We start from the raw sequence: 15711 nt of genomic DNA, 5'->3' as shown, positions 1-15711 counted from the left end.
TATTGATTTGAATTAAGAGATAGATTAAGATATGAATGAATATGAAAAATGGGGCAAAAGCCCCGATAAATTATAAAAGTGAATTGATTTTGTCAGCGATCGCTACTTTTGATTGAGCGCCGATCATTTGGTCTACTATTTGTCCGTTTTTGAAAAATAGTAAAGTTGGGATAGAGCGCACACCGTACTCTACAGCAAGATCTTGAGCCTCATCAGTATTTACTTTACAAACCTTAGCTTTGCCGTCAAACTCAGCTGCAAGCTCATCAATAACTGGAGCTAACATTCTACAAGGTCCGCACCAAGGTGCCCAAAAATCAACTAATGCAACACCCTCTTTTGCCACGTCAAAATTTTCTGAAGTAAGTTCTATATATTTACCCACTTTTTCTCCTTAATTAAATTTACTGCGAATTATACATAAAAAAGCTTAAATTAAAAGACAACAAAAAAATCAAATACTGACATTTTGTAAAAATTTAATTTGACCTTTTTCTATACATATTAAATCTATCTGGTAATTCATATCATTTTCGTATTTTAGCATATAAAAGTTAATAGTTTTTATTAGTTTATAAATTTTATTTTGTGTTAGCCTATATATTGTTTCGTAATCTTTTTGAGTTGCTTTGACCTCTATAAAGTGAATGGTATTGTCTTTTTTTGCGATTATATCAATCTCTCCAAATTTAGAATGAAAATTTCTATCACAAATTTCAAAGCCCAAATTTAGCAGATATTTCACTGCCAAATCCTCGCTTCGAAATCCAAAAATATAATCTTTTAGTCCCAAATTTACTCTTCGATGCGAATCATAAATGGTTTGTCTTTTATGTAATTCTCTTTTTCAAGTAGTCCAACAACCCTTAGCATATCAGCTTCCAAGCAAGTATGAGTTGTAAAATATAAAGTGCTACAATCAGAGTTTTTGTCGGTTCTTGGCTTTTGCAAAAAGCTATCTATAGAAAGGTTGTTTTGGCTCATTAAATTTGTGATATTGGCTAGTACGCCTATCTCATCGGCGACTTTTAGCCTTAGATAATATTTTGTTTTTATCTCATTTGGCTTAAATAATCCAAGTGGCAAGATTTCTAATGGAGCTTTGTAGCCAAGCATAGGGTTTTTAACCTCTCTTGCGATGTCAATAAGGTCGCTTATAACTGCACTTGCTGTAGCACTTCCACCAGCTCCAGCCCCGTAAAATAGGCTCTCGCCAACAGCGTCCCCACTTACGCTAACTGCGTTCATCACGCCATCGACTTTGGCTATCATTTTGTCTTTTTGGATGAGGGCTGGATGAACTCTAAGCTCAACTTTATCATCTCTTCTTTTTGCCACTGCAAGGAGTTTTATAGCGTATTCAAACTCATTGGCGAAATAAATATCTTCATTTGTGATATCGCTAATGCCTTCTATTAGTATATCTTCTGGCTTAGCATGGACTGAGTATGCAAGGCTAGCTAATATAAGAAGCTTGTGAGCTGTATCAAATCCACCAACATCAAATGTCGGATCAGCCTCAGCGTATCCAAGCTCTTGAGCCTTTTTCAAAGCCTCGTCAAATTTAACACCACGCTGCATCATATTTGTAAGAATATAGTTGCTGGTGCCATTCATTATGCCAACTATTTTTTGGATATGGTTTGCACTAAGCCCTTCACGAAGAGCCTTGATGATAGGAATCCCACCAGCCACGCTAGCTTCATAGCCAAAAGGAGTATCACCAGCAAGTCTCTCAAGCTCATTTCTATGATATGCTAGCATAGCTTTATTTGCGGTGACGACTGGCTTATTTTTGGCTAGGATTTTACTTACTATCTCGTAAGGTTTTTCTATGCCACCCATGAGTTCGACATAGACATCGATATCATCGCGGTTTATCACGCTATCTATATCATCAGTTAATGGGATTTGTGAGTTTCTAGCTTTTTTAAGATCCCTTACTACTCCAATAACTGGCACTATATGCATTCCAGATCTTGCTGATATGAGCTTTTGGTTCCTTATAAGGACATTTGCAACCTCATTGCCGACTGTTCCTACTCCTAAAATTGCTACATTCATTCGCATTCTTTTAGATATTTTTTGATATTTCTTGCTGCTTGGCGAATACGGTTTTCATTTTCTATAAATGCTATTCTTACGTATTTATCTCCAGCCACGCCAAATCCAGCTCCAGGACTTACTGCCACGCAAGCTTTGGTAAGAAGTTGTTTTGCAAATTCTTTACTGCCGATATTTCCTACTTGAGGTGGGACTTTTGCCCATGCAAACATAGTTGCTCTTGGCTTTGCTATCTCCCAGCCAGCTGAACAGAACGCATCTACTAATATATCTCTTCTTTTTTCATAAGTTTCTCTGATTTGCTCCACGCAAGTTTGATCCCCATCAAGTGCTACAGTAGCAGCGACTTGGATAGGTGTAAACATACCATAATCAAACCATGATTTTATCTTTTTGAGTGCTGCGACAAGACGTTTGTTTCCGCAAACAAAACCAACTCTCCAGCCAGCCATATTATATGATTTTGAAAGTGTGTAGCACTCGACTGCGACGTCTTTTGCACCCTCTACTTCAAAAATGCTTGGAGTTTTATATCCATCAAAGCTAAGCTCAGCGTAAGCTACGTCACTTATGATGTAAAATCTCTCTTTTTTAGCCATAGCCACCAAACGCTCATAAAAACTTTTTTCACAAGTTACAGTTGTAGGATTGTGAGGGAAATTTACTACTACATATTTTGGTTTTGGGATACTTTCGTCAATTGTTTTTTGCAAATTTTCAAAGAATTTGTTCTCATCAAGCTCAAAATTTGCGCTATAATCAAGTGGCATTTTTGCGACATTTCCACCAGCTATGATAAATGCTTGAGTATGGATAGGATACGCAGGATCAGGCACGATAGCTACGTCGCCTGGATTTACTATAGCTTGAGTAAGATGCACAAAGCCCTCTTTACTTCCCATTGTCGCCACTGCTTCAGTTTCAGGATCTAGGGTTACGCCATATTTTCTTTTATAAAAGTTACAAATTGCTAGACGAAGCTTGTATATACCTTGACTTACGCTATATCCGTGAGTTTTGTCTTTTTGTGCGCTTTCGCAAAGTTTGTCTATGATATGTTGTGGTGTTCTTCCATCTGGATTTCCCATCGAAAAGTCTATTATATCTGCTCCATCACGACGCGCAGCCATTTTTATGGCATTAACTTCTGCAAACGCGTAGTTTGGTAGTCTTTCTATTGTATTAAAACGAATTTCATCAAACATCATAACTCCTTTAGTTAGATTTTATATAAATTTTTAGTCCATGTTTTATGTTTTCTAGGCTATAAGCATCATCAATCAAAATATAATACGCATCGCTAGGAAACTCTATATCAATAACTTTTTCTTTTTTATCTGATTTTAGCTGTGAAATAAGCTTCAAATTTCTGTCAAAAACTTTTACTAAAGCTATCCAGTTGTCGCTAGAATCAGCTGTTATTTCTATACTTTTTTTGCCATTTATATTGAAAAAATATGGCTCAAGCGGCTTTGAAAGCTCTACATTTGCATCTGATTCATAAGCAGCAGTATCTAGCACAGTTTTACTCATATCGATATCATAAATGAATGAAAACTGACCAGTTCTTTGAATATCTTTTATAAATGTATTATTTCCCATAAGCTCATTGTATAAATTTCCTGGATTTAGCAAAAACTGCGTGTTTATCGATACTGTCCACGAAATCCCTGAATCCATAGTTTGAAAATTTTTTGTTAAAAAATATGTATATCCAAGATTATTTAAGCTTTGGCTAATGACTTTTAAAAATAACATAGGCGATGATGATGTCCTAAATGTAACTTGCATATGAGTAGGCGATGAGTAGTTTAAATTTAGAAGCGAATTTGTTCTTAATGTGGTTGCTATTTTATCGTAATTTAAATTTCCATTTATATCTACAAAAGACGGTTCATTTGCAAAAAGCGAACTTATCTTTGCGCTGTTTTTTTGATAAATTTGATCCCCTACTATGCTCTTTAAATTTGATCCTAAATCAGCACAAAAAGATAACGTGACTAGAAATAGTAAAGGTAAAAATCTTACCACTTTTCGCCCTTATTTATCTTGACATATTCTTCAAAATCGATAGGTTTTATGCTTGCATCTTTTATCAAAAATCTAAGTGGGTTTTTTGATTTGTAAGTTGTATTTTCATCATTTGCACTAAATATAAGCTCTCCATGACCAGTCAAAACGATAGCATCTCTGCTTAAATTTAGATCGATTGCTTTACTTGTAGTAAAAGAGCGTTTTGAGCCATTATCAAGATATTTTATCCCAACCCAAATATTTCTTGTAGGAGCTATGAGAGCTTGAGCAGTCAAATTTTCGTTTGAGGTCGCTGCTTCAAGAGGCTGAAATAAAGTGTTTGCAGTTGTGTTTTCATCTGGTAAAATTTCACTATCTGTGAGCTCCTTAGACACAGAAGTTTGGTTCTCATCTGTCGCATTTATATCGCTCATATCTTTTACAATATTTTCAATACTCATATTGCTATCTAGATTTAAACTCTCTTTTGCAGTTTCTACAACAGCAGTATTTGAGTAAGTTACGCTCTTATTTTCATCATCAAAAAACGTCATGAAATTGTCAAAATATTTAGTGAAGCCAAATATCCATACAAAGCCAACCAAAACAGCCACGATGACAAGCACCCAAATCCATGAGCCACCTTCTTCTTTTGAGGTATAAGCTGGTATCTTAGGAGATACGCAAAACGTACAACCATCCTCACCAGGATGCTCTGAGCAATACGCTCTAAACTCTTCGCACCAGTCGCTTAGATCTATATCATACTCTCTTGATATGATTTTTGCATATCCAAAAGCGTTTAGTTTTTTTAATTTCTCATAATTCTTATCACACATATATTCAAGATATTCTATCTCAATATGTGTCTTTTTAGAAACCTCTTTTATACCTATTTCTTGAAGCTTTAATATATTATTACTCATTTATAATCCTATCAAATAATATTCCAAACGCCACACTTACATTTAAACTATCCCAACCATCACGCATTTTAATGCTAAGGCTTTCATCACATTTCATTAGGGCTTTTTTAGGTATCCCCTCACCCTCACTACCCATGACTAGAGCTACTTTTGAGCCAAATTTAACATCCTTTGGACTCTTGCCATTTGCATCAGCTGCGTAAATTTCAAAATGAGTTTGCTTAAGCTCATTTAGCAAGCTAAGCCCATCATTCATCACACAAATTGGTAGCTCATAAGCAGCTCCACTACTAGCTCTTATCACGCCTTCTATACCTACGCTTTTTGCCACTACTATCACGCCATTAGCACCAAGAGCGTAAGCACTTCTTACTATGCCACCGATGTTTCCTACGTCACTAAGTCCGTATAAAACAACAACTTTATCTAGTTTTTTTATCTCATCAAAACTGCTAAATTCATAATCTTTAACTTCAGCTAAAAAACCTTGATGATTTCCGCCACGCGCTAGACCTTGAGCTTTTTTATTATCTACTTTTTGAATTTTAAGACCGGTTTTAACGACCTTATTAAATATATCTTTCTCCACTTCTTTGGCAAGATAGATACTCAAAAGCTTGTCTGGGTGCTTTTCTAACAAATGCAAAAATAATTGTTTTCCATAAATAATCATAGGCTAGATAATACCCTAAAGCCCTTAAAAATTAGCTTATTTTATCATATTTTCGTATATTTTTTTTGGATTTTCGCCCGTAAGTTTAGCTAAAAGTTTAGCTTTTTGTTTTGGAGGAATTTCAAGCTCTTCGATATCACTTTTGCTAATGCGTTCAAAGCCCGAATTTGGAGATTTATCAACAACCACGCACCATTCACCATTCAAATTTGCACTTTCTAGCTGGGTGAGTAAATTTGTAGCACTCCCACTAAATTTAGTCTCAAATTTTTTGGTAGCTTCTTTTATTGCAAAGATTTTCCTATCAGCTTCAAGCTTACAAATAGCTTCTATTAAAGAAATTATACGTTTTGGAGACTCATATATCACAACTGGATACGCACTATTTAAAGCATTTTGGATAGCTTGACTTCGCTCTTTGCCAGTGTTTGGCAAAAAACCTAAAAAACTAAACTCTTTTTGCACGATTCCACTAGCCGCAACAGCTAAAAGCAAGGCATTTGCACCACTTAAAACCTCGTATTTGATCTCGTTTTGCTGAGCAAACTGCACTAAAGATACACCAGGATCGCTGATACAAGGCATTCCAGCATCACTTGCATAAACGCAAATTTGAGTATCAAACTTAGCTTTATCAAATTTAGCAAAAAATTCTTTTTCGTTGTGAGTGTGAAGTGAGTAGAACTCCTTTGGAGCTATATTTTTATCAAATTTAGCATTCAAAAGAGTTATAAGAGACTTTGTCACTCTAGTATCTTCGCAAATGACGATTTCACAAAGGTTTAAGATGTCCAGGCATCTCTTTGAGATGTCGTCTAAATTCCCAATCGGGGTAGGAAGAAAATAGAGCAACTTGGGTTATTTCATTCCGTATTTTTTCTTAAATTTATCGACACGACCAGCGCTATCTACGATTTTTTCACTACCTGTGAAAAATGGGTGACATTCACTACAAATATCAACTCTTATCTCTGGTTTGTTTGACTTGCTTTTAAATGTGTTTCCACAAGCGCAAGTAACTGTGCATTCAACATACTCTGGATGTATATCTTTTTTCATTGCTTATCCTTTTAAAATTTTATAAAACTTGGCATTTTAGCTAAAATTTGCTTAAAATCAAATTACTTGGCTTATTTGGCATCGCATAAAAGTCTACAAGTCGTTTTGGTTTTTAAATTTAACACCACAGCTTCAAGGCATTTTGCGTTTTTATCACCATCAATAATTTCAATCTCATCGCCTGTTTTCCAGCCAGCACAAGGCTTTTCAAGAGCTAAATAATTTTTTGAATTAATCATCAAATTTAGCCCGTCTCCACTGACAAAATCAAGCTTCAAATCACCACCAAAAAAAGCACCGCAAACGCTAATTAAAACAAAAATTTTTCTCATTGCACTACTCTATCTTCATTTGGATCCATTTCAATGATCTCCCATGGAAGCCCTTGAATGTTAAGCTCATCCATAAATGGTTTAGCGTCGAAATCTTCCATATTAAACACGCCCCTGCCATTCCAAACTCCACTTGCTACCATCATAGATCCGATCATCGCTGGCACGCCTGTAGTGTAGCTAACTGCTTGAGCTCCAGTTTCAGCGTAGCATGATTCGTGATCGCAGACATTGTAGATATAGACTTTTCTTGGTTTGCCGTCTTTCATACCTGTTATCACGCAGCCGATATTTGTCTTGCCTTTGGTTCTTTCTCCAAGACTTGCAGGATCAGGTAAAAGAGTCTTTAAAAACTGCATAGGCACGATTTTTACGCCATTATGCTCAACCTCATCGATGCGTAGCATTCCGACATTTTCAAGGCATTTCATATGAGTTAGATAGCTTTGTCCAAAAGTCATAAAAAAGCGAATTCTCTTTAAAGTAGGTATGTTTTTAACTAAGCTTTCAAGCTCTTCGTGATAAAGCAAATAACTATCTTTGACCCCGACTTTTGGATAATCCCACTTAAACATTATCTCCATTGGCTTAGTTTCTATCCACTTGCCCTCTTCCCAGTATCTGCCATTTGCGCTGACTTCACGCAAATTTATCTCTGGATTGAAATTTGTCGCAAACGCATATCCATGATCGCCAGCATTACAGTCCAAAATATCGATATAATTTATCTCATCAAAGAGATTTTGCTTTGCATAAGCACAAAATACATTTGTCACACCTGGATCAAATCCACTACCAAGAAGTGCCATAATCCCAGCATTTTTAAACTTCTCATCTTTTGCCCATTGGAGTTTATACTCAAAATGCGCAGTGTCTGGATGCTCATAGTTTGCAGTATCGATGTATGGTATCCCAGCCTCAAGACAAGCGTCCATTAGCGTAAGATCTTGATAAGGAAGCGCAACATTGAGAAGCAAATCAGCCTTGATCTCTTTTATCAAATTTACCACTGCTTTTGTATCATCAGCGTCGATTGTGGCTGTATCAATATCTACATTTAGGCGATCTTTGATAAATTTAGCTATCTTGTCGCATTTGCTTTTGGTACGGCTAGCTAGGGTTATTTTAGTAAAAGTTTTTGTATTCATAGCGCATTTCACGGTTGCTACTTGGCTCACGCCGCCAGCTCCGATAATCAAAATATGGCTCATCTTAATCCTTTTGATAAATTTTTGGCAAATTGTAGCAAATTTTAGCTAAAAATAAGTTGCGTTTGCACCAAATTTAACCCTTAATCTTAAAAGCAATATCCAAAGCTATTTTAAATTTACCACCATTTTTTGGGAAGTTTTTACTAGCCCTTAAAACGGCGTTTAAAGCCGCATTATCAAGCAAACCAAATCCACTTTGGCTTATGATTTTGAGATTTTTAATGCTATTTTCATCTAGTTCAAATCCCACTTTTACCACGCCCCCATAGCCATTTTTTCTAGCCATTTTTGGATAAATTGTCGCTTTTAAGATCTCTTGCCTTATCTTGATAAAAAGCTCATCATCACTTTTTAGCTCTGTTATAATCTCCTTTTGATTGCTCAAATTTGAGCCTAAATTTTGATCTGAATTTGACTCCAAATTTAAATCTGGATTTTGGGCAGGATGCGCGGTTTGGGCAGTTTGCGGTCTTGGCTGGACTTCTAAAATCTCTTTTGTGAGTTTTGGTTTTTTGATTATTTGTTTTGTTGGTTCTATTTTTTTGGGCGTTGGTGGCTTTGGCGGTTGCTCTTTTGGCGTGATTTTTGGTTTTGGAGGGGTTAAATTTAGTGGCTCGTTTGAGCTTTGTATAGTTTTGGCTTCTTGAGAGATTTTAAATATCTCAAGCCCAAGCGACAAACTTTTAGCTTTTGGCTCCATTTTTGTGGGGCTAAAAATATAAAAAATGATTAGCAAATGCACCAAAAAAGAGAGCAAAAATGCAATTAAATTTGAGCTAATCTCTTGTTTGGATAACGAAATTTGCATGGTTTTTTTCTTTTAAAATATCAATGATAAAAACAAAACTTTTAAACCTACTTTCTTTATCACACCAAAGCTCGATCAAATCATCGTTTGGAACGCTAAAAATTTTATCTTTTATATCACTTTGCAAGACTTTTTCATCGCCCCAAAATATCTCATCATCTCCGTTTATCACCACCTTAAATTTAGCCATTTTTTCTCTTGAGATTTCACCACCATTTGGCAAATTTACCTTGATATTTTTGTTTGGGATAAATGCACTTATGCTTAGCGTGATACAAAGCAACACCAAAATAATGTCGATAAATGGGACTAAATTTAGCCCATCTTTTTTCGTGCGTCTCAATGCAAAATCTCTTTGTTTTTAGCTTCAAATTTAGCCATCAAAACATCAACTTTTCTGCCACAAAGATTATAGATCACAAGGCTTGGGATCGCTAGGGCCAGCCCAAATGCGGTGGCCTTGAGTGCTAGGCTTAGCCCCATCATCACAGAGTTTTGATCCAGATTTCCACTGCTAGCTATATCATAAAATGTTATCATTATCCCACCAACCGTACCTAAAAGCCCGATATAAGGAGCGTTTTGGTAGATTACATATAAAAATGTTAAGTTTTTTGTAAGCACGATTTCAAGCTCTTTTTCACTGTCAAATTTACCCACATCAACAAAACTATAAAAAATCGCTCTTTCTACACTCACAAACAAAGCCACAAAACTCATAAAAAGCAAAATTCCAATAATTATATAATCCAAATTTTGCTTCAAAAACTCCACTATTTCCATATCTAGCCTTATAAAATAATCTCGATAAAAGCCCAGTTCATCTGCTTAGTTACAAGCTTGTTTCTCTCATAATATTCTAGCAAATCACGCCTTTCTTCATCGCTCACGCTCACACAATAACTCCACTCAACTGCCCTTATAAAATCATCAAAACTTTCGCTTTTAAATTTGCAATCATTATGAGAGATGAAATCAACTTTTGCCCTGTAACGCATACCATAAAGCACGTTTATAAGGTAGATATAATCGGGCTTTGGATAGAATTTACCCCTTAAAATCTCACTAATCTCATCACCTAAGAAACTCTTGCCAATGTGATAAGTCAGATATACTGATTTTCTTGCTTTGCTAATTAGTTTTGTTAGAGCGTCTTTGATATCTGGCACTTCAAGACACCTTGAAGCCACGACTATGTCGCACTGCGGGACATCTTTCCAGCTATCAGTAAATGATAGTTGCATAGTTGTAGCATTTGTGATATTTCTATCAATTATATTTTGTCTTGCTTGCTCAAGCATTCCAGCAGAAAAATCAGCCAAAATCACGTTTTTAACGCTACTTGCTATCTTTAGCCCTATCGTGCCAGGCCCACAACCAACGTCTAAAACGCTTGAACTCGCATCAAAACTCATTCTTTTAACAAACTCATCGCTGTAGTAGCTGTTTTTCACGCCTTCATTCATTTTAACAGCTCTTTTATCCCAGTCATCAGCAGATTTGGGCTTAAAAGAGCAGATTGCCTTTTGCTCTAAATATAACTTCGCAAAGTCGATTTCATCGTAGTTTGAGCTTATCATCATAATATATCCTTGTATTTGTTATAATCAATCTTATAAAGCTTAGAAATGAGATTTTCATCCAAATCCTTGCTTAAAATATTTGCAAAAATAGCCCCATCTTGTATCAGCACCGATCTGCCGCCGATAAATTTAGCCTGACGTGGATGATGTGTCGTGATAATGAAGCTATATCCAGCATTTGCTAGGCTTTTTATCATATCTAAAAGCTTGATTTGGTTACCAAAATCAAGCCCATTTACTGGCTCATCCATAAGTATGATTTTAGACTGAGTCGCTAAGGCTCTAGCTATCAAAACAAGCTGTTTTTGCCCACCACTTAAGCGTAAAAACTGCTCACTAGCAAGAGTTAGTATCCCAAGCTCATCAAGTGCATTTAGTGCGATTTTCTCATCATTTTTAGAGTAATTCTCAAAAATCCCCTTATGCGCCACTCGCCCCATTAAAACCATCTCTTTAACGCTATAATTAAACGGAGTAAAATTTGATTGAGGTATGTAGCTTAGGGCTTTTGCTAAATCTCTATAGCTGAGTTGGCGTGAGTTTTGTGAGTTTATCAGCACATCACCACTGAATTTAACCAGCTTTAAAATGGCTTTTAAAAGTGTGGATTTGCCACATCCATTTTGCCCAAGTATGTTTAAAACTCCACTCTCAAACTCCAAATTTACGCCACTTAAAACCTGTTTTGAGCCAAGCTTTACGCTTAAATTTACCACATTTATCACGCGTTTTTCCTACTTAGTAAAACTGCAATAAATATCGGTATTCCAAACAAGCTAGAAATAATCCCAATAGGCACTTCATAGCTAAAAAGACTTCTGCTAAAAATATCGCAAATCAGCAAAAAAACTGCCCCAATAAGGCTTGAGCTAAAAAGCATAGTCTTAGCACTCGCCCCAAAAATAAATCTAGCAATATGTGGCACAATAAGCCCTATCCAGCCAATGATGCCAGCTAGCATAACGCTGAGGGCTGAAATCAAAGTAGCTAAAAATATCACGCAGATTTTTATCATAGCGACATTGACCCCAAGAGCCTTTGCCTCTTCTTCGCCCATGCTTAAAACATCTATAAATTTACTCATCAAAAGTAGACCCAAAATCCCAAAAATCATAGGCACAGACACACTCAAAAGCACGCTTTTTGTAGCAAGACTAAGACTTCCCATAAGAAAATATGTAATAGCTGGAAGGGTTTCATTAGGGTCTGCGGCGTATTTCAAAATAGCCAAAAGTGAGCCAAAAAGACTAGTCGAAATCACACCGCCAAGGACAAGCATTATTACATTTGCCCCACCAAAAAACGCTATAATTAAAGCCACCAAAACAGCCAAAAACCCAAACACAAAGGTAAAAAACATCTGCACTTCTACGCTAAATCCTAGCACCATAGCTAAAGCCGCACCAAAACTAGCCCCACTCAAAACGCCTAAAATAGAAGGGCTCACCAAAGGATTAATAAAAAGATTTTGATAACACGCTCCAGCCACGCCAAGCGACGCACCAATCAGCAACGCCCCAAGTGCTCTTGGAAGTCTGATCTCAAACATCACGATCCAGCTAGCTGGTTTTTCATCACTAAAAATCGCCCCAAAAAGCTCATTTAGGCTCAGATCAAATTTGCCATTTATCAAAGCAATTATGCTAAAAATAAAAAGTAGAACAAAAAGAAAGCTAATCTTTTTCATTTAAGATAAAATCCAAATCTTCATCGCTCAAATCCGTGTATAAAAATAGCTTGTAAAATTTCCTTGCTTCATCTCTTATATCTATCTGCAATGCGTCTTTATGCAAGATTTCTACCAGCCACCTAAGCCCCAAAAGCTTAGTGAAGCTAGCAGGTTTTCCCACCCATGAAAACGGACTTCTTGGTATGAGATAAACTCGTTTGTTTTTAACCGCATTTATGAGTTGCCATTTTGGATCACTCCAAATTAGCTCATAAAACTCTTTATCATAGACCAAAATAACATCAGGATTTTTGGCTAAAATATTTTCAAAATCAGCCTTTACACGTCTGGCATTTTTGCCTTTACAAGCAAATTTCGCACTATTTCCACCAGCCATATCTACAAGCCTAATAAAGCTAGAACTCCCACACTCCGTCTCAAGACCGTTTTTGCCAAAAGCATAATACACGCTTGGTTTACTTAAATTTAGCTTTTGCAAATTTGAAGCTAAATTTTGGCTTTCATTTGCATAATCTATCAGCTCTCTAGCCCTTTTTGGATTACCAAAAATCTCGCCAAATGCCTTGTAAATTTCCACTCCAAAATCGCTTCCATCATCATCTACGTATAAAACTGGGATTTTTAAATCTCTAAAAATCCCACTATATTTTGGGTCTTTTTTGCTATTTTTACTAGTTATAATGAGATCTGGTTTAAGGCTGATAATCATCTCCATATTTGGTGTTTTGCCCTGCCCATAAAAGCCACCGACAACTGGCAGATTATAGACTTTAGGATCTAAAAAACGCTTTTCTATATCCCAAAACTCAAACACAAGACCAGCTATCAAACTCTTATCAAAACTATAAAGACTATAAAGCAAGGTTGGATTACTCGCATAGACTTTTTTGATATTTTGCGGCTTTAAGTTTTGACAGTTTTCACACTCAAATTTATCTAAATTTAGCCCAAAACACAGGCTCAAACAACAAACTAATAAAAATATTTTTTTCATCAAATCCCCAAAATATTAAATTTGCTAGTATTTATACTCCGCAGTTAAGAAAAATCTACGTCCAGCCATGTAGTATCCACTATTGTATTGATAGTTTTCATCAAGCAAGTTTGTAGCTCCAATGCTAAGCTCAAGCGATTTATAAGGGCGGAAATTTGCCTTTAGATCCATCAAAAACACGTCATCGTTTTGATTTTCATATCCAGTAGACGCATCATAAGTCCATTGAGCGCTTCTATATGTTCCATTAAGCACCAAATCTACTTGTTTTACAGGGCTATAAGCGATAAATGCATTTGCTATGTGGTTTGGATAATCTTGGATCTTTGTTAGCTTTATGCCACCATTTGCATCTGCTGAAGTCTCTTTTTGCGTGTAAGTATAGTTTGCACCTACTCTTACCATGTCATCAAGCAAGCTTTGTTCTCCACCTAATTCTAAGCCGTAAATATAGCCGCCATCAACATTTTTAAGCATTGAACAATTACTGCCACCTGCGTCACAACCGGTTAATCCATTAACAGTGATTATAGCGTTATCCAAAATATTGTAAAATGCTGTAGCACTAAGCATGGTTGAACCATTGTCAAATTTATGGCCGATTTCAAAGTTATAAATATACTCTGTTCCCAAACTTGGATTTGGAACTCTTTGACCCCAAGGAGTACCATAACGAGTTTTTAAAGTCGGTAAATTGTTTTTCTTACCTACGTTAAAATGAGTTGTGTTTGCATTGTCCCAGTCAGCAAAAACTATAGTTTGAGCATTCCACTCCCAGCTATCATTTTCATAATCAAGCTTTCCGTCGCTTGTAGCCGAGCGACCTTTTGTGGCTGAAATAGTATCAACTCTATCATATCCAGCAGATACAATATAACGCCAAGTGTCATTTAGCCGATGACCGAATTGCGTAAATAGTGAAGTTTGGAAATCCTCATACTCATCAGTACTTGTATAAGCACCTCTGCTATAATCTCCAGCAGCTGGATTTGTAAGATTATAGTTATCATTGTTTGTGTGGTTATAGCGAAGATTTGCACCAAATTGCAACTCTTTTGTATCGTCTATCTGGTATTTTGCAGTTTCTATCACACCAAAGCTATGGTCGTCATAGATACTTTCGCCTCTATATCCACTATTGGTAATTGTGCCATTTGGACCAGCAACACCCTTCGCTGTCAATACATTATAAAAGTTATCCCAGTAAACTTTTGAGTTTAAGCTCCATTTATCATTTATCTGAGTTTGACCCAAGAAATAAACGGTATTTTTATCATAATTTGGCCAATCCCAAAAACGTTCTCCGCCATTTGCATTAATCGTACCACCTTTTTCGCCTCTTTGTATAATGGCATTTAGCGAATACTCGCTACCATTATCTGTTTCATATCCAACCTTGCCTTTAAAGGTTTGATTTTTATAGTAGCTATTTCTTGCTTTATCGCCTGATTGATATACTGTAGGCTTATAGTCATTTGAAAGTGGGAAGCTGTCACGATCGATCAAAGAGTAGCTAAAGCTTGAATACCAGTTGCCTTGATTTGCGCCGATACTTGTGGCGAGTTGTTTTTCTCTACCTGTGAAATATCCTAGTTTTAACCCAGCTTCAAGCTCTTTTGTAGGTTTGGTACTTATGATATTTACTGCTCCACCCATTGAGTTGATACCATAAACCGGACTTACAAAGCCCTTTGCTACGTCGATTTGTGATACATCATAGGTGCTAAATTGTGCCCAGTCTGTTTGGCGGTCATAGATAGAATTTACTGGAATACCATCTATAAAAAGTCCGATTTGCGTACGACCAAATCCACGTATACCAATATCGCTTTCGCCACGACTGCCTAGAGCATTGGGAGTTGTATAGATACCAGGAGTATTTCTGATGGCTTGATCTACGCTTGTCGAAAGCGTCTCTTTAATCTGCTCCCAAGTGACTACTGCGTCACTTCCTTCTGCTGTTTGGTCTTTTTGATTTGGTGTAGTTACTTCCACACGCCCTAGATCATAAACACCCCCCCCCATTTTGTCTGCTGCTAAAGCGCTAGAGCATAAAACAGAGCTTAATGCCAAACTCAAAACTATATTTTTTCTCATTAAATTTGAATCCTTTCAAAAAATTGCTATTTAGTATTCTATCTGATTTACTTAAAGTATTCAAATTTATATTTTAAGTAAAAAATAACTAAATTTAGGGATTTTATCAATATTATTTAATAATTTAACTTAAAAAAACAGATAAAAATAACGCTAAATTTAGACAAAGAATTAATTTTAAGTATATTTTTTTATATTTTATTTAGTACATTTGTAACAAATTTGATAAAAATGGTTTGAGATTAACAATGTTTGATAATC

At 36.1% G+C, this 15711-nt stretch carries 19 protein-coding genes; all 19 read right to left on the bottom strand.

Going from position 1 to position 15711, the window contains the following annotated elements:
• Positions 1 to 70: 70 nt before the first annotated feature.
• Complete coding sequence (trxA, locus tag CIG1485E_RS01535; RefSeq protein WP_038452967.1) at positions 71 to 385, bottom strand: thioredoxin; 315 nt, start codon at positions 383 to 385, stop codon at positions 71 to 73.
• Between the two features lie 69 nt (positions 386 to 454).
• Positions 455 to 793: a YraN family protein gene (locus CIG1485E_RS01530; protein ID WP_038452965.1), complete on the bottom strand. Its 339-nt coding sequence runs from the start codon at positions 791 to 793 to the stop codon at positions 455 to 457.
• A gap of 2 nt (positions 794 to 795) precedes the next feature.
• Positions 796 to 2064 carry a homoserine dehydrogenase gene (locus CIG1485E_RS01525; protein ID WP_038452962.1) on the bottom strand — a complete coding sequence of 423 codons (1269 nt, stop codon included), beginning with the start codon at positions 2062 to 2064 and terminating at the stop codon, positions 796 to 798.
• A complete protein-coding gene (locus CIG1485E_RS01520) occupies positions 2061 to 3269 on the bottom strand; it encodes an LL-diaminopimelate aminotransferase (protein WP_038452959.1) in 1209 nt (402 codons plus the stop codon). The genes CIG1485E_RS01525 and CIG1485E_RS01520 overlap by 4 nt, the downstream gene beginning before the upstream one ends.
• 10 nt (positions 3270 to 3279) lie before the next feature.
• A complete protein-coding gene (locus tag CIG1485E_RS01515) occupies positions 3280 to 4095 on the bottom strand; it encodes a hypothetical protein (RefSeq protein WP_038452955.1) in 816 nt (271 codons plus the stop codon).
• Entirely contained in the window at positions 4089 to 5003 is a 915-nt protein-coding gene (locus CIG1485E_RS01510; protein WP_197408328.1) for a hypothetical protein, read from the bottom strand. Before CIG1485E_RS01510 ends, CIG1485E_RS01515 begins: the two co-directional genes overlap by 7 nt.
• Complete coding sequence (gene rlmB / locus CIG1485E_RS01505; protein WP_038452952.1) at positions 4996 to 5676, bottom strand: 23S rRNA (guanosine(2251)-2'-O)-methyltransferase RlmB; 681 nt, start codon at positions 5674 to 5676, stop codon at positions 4996 to 4998. The genes CIG1485E_RS01510 and rlmB overlap by 8 nt, the downstream gene beginning before the upstream one ends.
• A 36-nt stretch (positions 5677 to 5712) precedes the next feature.
• A complete protein-coding gene (gene rsmI, locus CIG1485E_RS01500; RefSeq protein ID WP_038452949.1) occupies positions 5713 to 6528 on the bottom strand; it encodes a 16S rRNA (cytidine(1402)-2'-O)-methyltransferase in 816 nt (271 codons plus the stop codon).
• A gap of 6 nt (positions 6529 to 6534) precedes the next feature.
• Positions 6535 to 6735: a 50S ribosomal protein L31 gene (gene rpmE, locus CIG1485E_RS01495; protein ID WP_038452945.1), complete on the bottom strand. Its 201-nt coding sequence runs from the start codon at positions 6733 to 6735 to the stop codon at positions 6535 to 6537.
• Positions 6736 to 6806: 71 nt separating this feature from the next.
• Positions 6807 to 7067 carry a hypothetical protein gene (locus tag CIG1485E_RS01490; protein ID WP_038452941.1) on the bottom strand — a complete coding sequence of 87 codons (261 nt, stop codon included), beginning with the start codon at positions 7065 to 7067 and terminating at the stop codon, positions 6807 to 6809.
• On the bottom strand, positions 7064 to 8278 hold the full coding sequence (locus CIG1485E_RS01485; protein WP_038452938.1) for a saccharopine dehydrogenase family protein: 1215 nt from the start codon (positions 8276 to 8278) through the stop codon (positions 7064 to 7066). Before CIG1485E_RS01485 ends, CIG1485E_RS01490 begins: the two co-directional genes overlap by 4 nt.
• A 73-nt stretch (positions 8279 to 8351) precedes the next feature.
• A complete protein-coding gene (locus CIG1485E_RS09445) occupies positions 8352 to 9086 on the bottom strand; it encodes an energy transducer TonB (RefSeq protein ID WP_051870892.1) in 735 nt (244 codons plus the stop codon).
• Complete coding sequence (locus tag CIG1485E_RS01475) at positions 9055 to 9429, bottom strand: biopolymer transporter ExbD (protein WP_038452936.1); 375 nt, start codon at positions 9427 to 9429, stop codon at positions 9055 to 9057. Before CIG1485E_RS01475 ends, CIG1485E_RS09445 begins: the two co-directional genes overlap by 32 nt.
• On the bottom strand, positions 9426 to 9860 hold the full coding sequence (gene exbB, locus CIG1485E_RS01470; RefSeq protein ID WP_038455491.1) for a TonB-system energizer ExbB: 435 nt from the start codon (positions 9858 to 9860) through the stop codon (positions 9426 to 9428). The genes CIG1485E_RS01475 and exbB overlap by 4 nt, the downstream gene beginning before the upstream one ends.
• Before the next feature lie 17 nt (positions 9861 to 9877).
• Entirely contained in the window at positions 9878 to 10669 is a 792-nt protein-coding gene (locus tag CIG1485E_RS01465; protein ID WP_038452933.1) for a class I SAM-dependent methyltransferase, read from the bottom strand.
• On the bottom strand, positions 10666 to 11394 hold the full coding sequence (locus CIG1485E_RS01460; protein ID WP_038452931.1) for an ABC transporter ATP-binding protein: 729 nt from the start codon (positions 11392 to 11394) through the stop codon (positions 10666 to 10668). Before CIG1485E_RS01460 ends, CIG1485E_RS01465 begins: the two co-directional genes overlap by 4 nt.
• Positions 11391 to 12356 (bottom strand): FecCD family ABC transporter permease, encoded by a 966-nt coding sequence (locus tag CIG1485E_RS01455; RefSeq protein ID WP_038452928.1) that lies wholly within the window; start codon positions 12354 to 12356, stop codon positions 11391 to 11393. The genes CIG1485E_RS01460 and CIG1485E_RS01455 overlap by 4 nt, the downstream gene beginning before the upstream one ends.
• Positions 12343 to 13353: an ABC transporter substrate-binding protein gene (locus tag CIG1485E_RS01450; RefSeq protein ID WP_038452926.1), complete on the bottom strand. Its 1011-nt coding sequence runs from the start codon at positions 13351 to 13353 to the stop codon at positions 12343 to 12345. Before CIG1485E_RS01450 ends, CIG1485E_RS01455 begins: the two co-directional genes overlap by 14 nt.
• A gap of 24 nt (positions 13354 to 13377) precedes the next feature.
• Positions 13378 to 15450, bottom strand: coding sequence for a TonB-dependent receptor (locus tag CIG1485E_RS01445; protein ID WP_038452923.1), 2073 nt, complete (start codon positions 15448 to 15450; stop codon positions 13378 to 13380).
• Positions 15451 to 15711 lie beyond the last annotated feature (261 nt).

This window comes from Campylobacter iguaniorum, assembly GCF_000736415.1.
GTDB classification, from domain to species: Bacteria; Campylobacterota; Campylobacteria; order Campylobacterales; family Campylobacteraceae; genus Campylobacter; species Campylobacter iguaniorum.
Note: the sequence above shows the minus strand (reverse complement) of the source record. Positions and strands in the feature narration are given on the sequence as shown.

Bases quoted from the DNA above. Each gene is read 5' to 3' on its own strand.
- CIG1485E_RS01445 (WP_038452923.1), bottom strand. From the start codon at position 15,450: ATGAGAAAAAATATAGTTTTGAGTTTGGCATTAAGCTCTGTTTTATGC.
- CIG1485E_RS01455 (WP_038452928.1), bottom strand. From the start codon at position 12,356: ATGAAAAAGATTAGCTTTCTTTTTGTTCTACTTTTTATTTTTAGCATA.
- rlmB (WP_038452952.1), bottom strand. From the start codon at position 5,676: ATGATTATTTATGGAAAACAATTATTTTTGCATTTGTTAGAAAAGCAC.
- CIG1485E_RS01485 (WP_038452938.1), bottom strand. From the start codon at position 8,278: ATGAGCCATATTTTGATTATCGGAGCTGGCGGCGTGAGCCAAGTAGCA.
- CIG1485E_RS01520 (WP_038452959.1), bottom strand. From the start codon at position 3,269: ATGTTTGATGAAATTCGTTTTAATACAATAGAAAGACTACCAAACTAC.
- CIG1485E_RS01465 (WP_038452933.1), bottom strand. From the start codon at position 10,669: ATGATGATAAGCTCAAACTACGATGAAATCGACTTTGCGAAGTTATAT.
- CIG1485E_RS09445 (WP_051870892.1), bottom strand. From the start codon at position 9,086: ATGCAAATTTCGTTATCCAAACAAGAGATTAGCTCAAATTTAATTGCA.
- CIG1485E_RS01525 (WP_038452962.1), bottom strand. From the start codon at position 2,064: ATGAATGTAGCAATTTTAGGAGTAGGAACAGTCGGCAATGAGGTTGCA.
- CIG1485E_RS01510 (WP_197408328.1), bottom strand. From the start codon at position 5,003: ATGAGTAATAATATATTAAAGCTTCAAGAAATAGGTATAAAAGAGGTT.
- rpmE (WP_038452945.1), bottom strand. From the start codon at position 6,735: ATGAAAAAAGATATACATCCAGAGTATGTTGAATGCACAGTTACTTGC.
- CIG1485E_RS01450 (WP_038452926.1), bottom strand. From the start codon at position 13,353: ATGAAAAAAATATTTTTATTAGTTTGTTGTTTGAGCCTGTGTTTTGGG.
- CIG1485E_RS01490 (WP_038452941.1), bottom strand. From the start codon at position 7,067: ATGAGAAAAATTTTTGTTTTAATTAGCGTTTGCGGTGCTTTTTTTGGT.